Origin of the sequence: Fulvivirga aurantia (assembly GCF_009711475.1) — a bacterium.
Lineage (GTDB): Bacteria > Bacteroidota > Bacteroidia > Cytophagales > Cyclobacteriaceae > Fulvivirga > Fulvivirga aurantia.
Genome location: NZ_SMMD01000397.1, coordinates 1 through 2,359, shown reverse-complemented (window position 1 = coordinate 2,359; position 2,359 = coordinate 1). Strand labels below are relative to the sequence as shown.

Below are 2,359 nucleotides of genomic sequence, written 5' to 3'. Positions count from 1 at the left end.
CTATACTTACTATTAACGTGCACTAATATATAAAATAAATGTCCATATAGACTTAGGTTTACTAAGCCTTCGAGGCTTGGTAAACCTTTATGCAGAGGGTTATCATCTATTCGTCTTCGAGTGGTCTGTCGAATCAAATTAAGACTGGTCACAGAGTCCCTTGCAGGTGACTCTTAGGGTGAGGAAAGCGATACGGTTGTTAAACTATTTGTCAGAATAGGAATTGAACAAGTTGTGGTAATAGACTTCATATTCCATGAATTTTAGTTTAAGCTTTGGAGGCATAAGTTTTACAATTACATCCATTTCATTTGCATATTCTCCGAGAAGTAAAGCTTCACAATATGAAACTAACAACGCATTTTCTAAGTCAGAATCCATAGTGTCAAGTTGGGACTCTTGAAAGTCAAAACATCTGTTGAGTTCGGTCAAGTTTTTAGACTTAATCTGTTCATTTGTATAATTGGCAAAGCGTTCCATCCTAAAGTAAATAGAATCATCTTCTACAATGTCAGTTTTTAGGGTAGGAAATACGTCAATCAATGAGTCAAAATATTTATGTCCAGTCATGGTTGGTGTTGTGCACAGTTTACTTCCTAATGACTAAATTCTTGTTATTAAATGTTGGTCTGTTATCATTGAAATATGCAGCAAATTCCTCGAATTCTTGGCCATTGCTGTTAAACCAAGACTTGTAATTTTCAATATCTCCCATCATCAATAGCCAATAATTATAAGCATCAAACACGGCATTTTTAATCATGCTTTTATGAAAGTCAAACACGGCATTTGGCTCAAAGTCTTTTTGATTCCAATATTCACTGAAGTCTTGTCGAATTTCTGAAAACATGTAGATGTCCAAGTCTTTTTTTGTTCTTGATGAATCTGGGGCACAAGCTAATGTAAAAAGAGCTTCAAAATTCAATTCAAATGGAATTTTAGGATTTTCGGCAAATTCGTCAGCTATAATTACTATTTGATTATTTAACGACACCTGCGATGAAGTATCAGTTTCGAATTCAATAGAAGTGTTGTATACATTATATAGAATTTTGCTCATTTCTTGAGTTCTATTGGTGTTAGGTTCTAGGAACATGAAAATTTCACCATACATTAAGCTCCATATTTTAAAGTTTGAATCCGAAAGGATTCTTCCAAGCCAAAAGTAATTAGATGAAAAATTAGGTTCTGCTCTAATTCCATCTTCCCAATATTGAACAGCTCGATCGTAGTTTTCTTTTCTGTATTCGACTATTCCAGATTCTAAAAATAATTTGCCACTATGTGGGTATTTTTCTATTCCTTTTTTATAACTCCAAATTGCGCTGTCCCGATGTTCCAACTCGTCATAGGCGTTTCCTAATAACTGGTATAAAACATCTGTTGCATCAGGATGACTCATTAGAGGTTTTAACCATTTAATTGTCTGTTCATATAGCTTTGACTGATAGAGAGCATAGCCAATTTCATATGGGTAGTCAAATCTGTTTGGATCAAGTTTCTGAGCTTTGAGCAAAAGAGTTACAGCCTTGTTGTAATCTCCTTCATCCACTATTTTAATTGCTTTTAATCCAATCTCTTCGGCTTTGTTTTTATCCTTTTCAGATTGCCCATTTGCAAGAAGTGGACATAAAATTATCAATGATATTATTATATTCTTCATCATCATTTGTTTTCGGGCAATTGTTGGTGATGTCCATGTATTTACATTTACCTTCACTTAGTGGATAGCACTAAAGTAGTGAAGTCTACCGGTGCTTCCAAGGTTTGTAGAATGCACTGCGTTGCGAAGTGAAAAATTCCCGAAAGGTGAAGTCTCCAAATAGTACTAACCCTTCTTGGTGGCAGATTCACGGTTGAGATCAGTTGTATTTTGTAGAAACCACCCAAGCACATGCCTTCATGCATAATGTTATGAGCTTTGTCCTCGTTATTCAAGGTTCTGCCATGCAGTTACTCCATCTTTTTTGATTTGAAGTATTCCGTATAGAATTGCAAGTCCAACTAGCCCGAATAATGACGTTCCAATACCTAGTCCCAATGAGAAGTTAATGACAAGAGCTATCAAACTTGTTCCAGCAAAAGCCCAGAAAGCCCATTTTTTCCATTGAAATAACATAATTGCTAAGACAAGATTCACTATTGACAAGATGGCAAGTGTTATTATCATAGGTTGGGGTATTGGTTCGGGTAAGTTCTGCGATATGGTATCACTTATAAATAGATAGGATACAGCTGTTAGTGAGTTTGCGATGATCATTAAAACTAGCCATGCTGTTACGCATCCGTGTCTTTGTTTCGGTTCCATTTGATTCAAGTTATATTTATTAGTTCACTATAACATTAATGCACTATACTT

3 protein-coding genes are annotated in these 2,359 nt (G+C 35.2%); all 3 read right to left on the bottom strand.

The genetic code is table 11. The annotated features are described in order from the left end of the window. Positions 1-204: 204 nt before the first annotated feature. Entirely contained in the window at positions 205-570 is a 366-nt protein-coding gene (locus E1176_RS02210) for a DUF7674 family protein (RefSeq protein ID WP_155208943.1), read from the bottom strand. A 19-nt stretch (positions 571-589) separates the two neighbouring features. After that, complete coding sequence (locus E1176_RS02205; RefSeq protein WP_155208942.1) at positions 590-1,720, bottom strand: tetratricopeptide repeat protein; 1,131 nt, start codon at positions 1,718-1,720, stop codon at positions 590-592. 210 nt (positions 1,721-1,930) lie between these two features. Beyond that, positions 1,931-2,308, bottom strand: coding sequence for a hypothetical protein (locus E1176_RS02200; protein ID WP_155208941.1), 378 nt, complete (start codon positions 2,306-2,308; stop codon positions 1,931-1,933). Between the last annotated feature and the right edge of the window lie 51 nt (positions 2,309-2,359).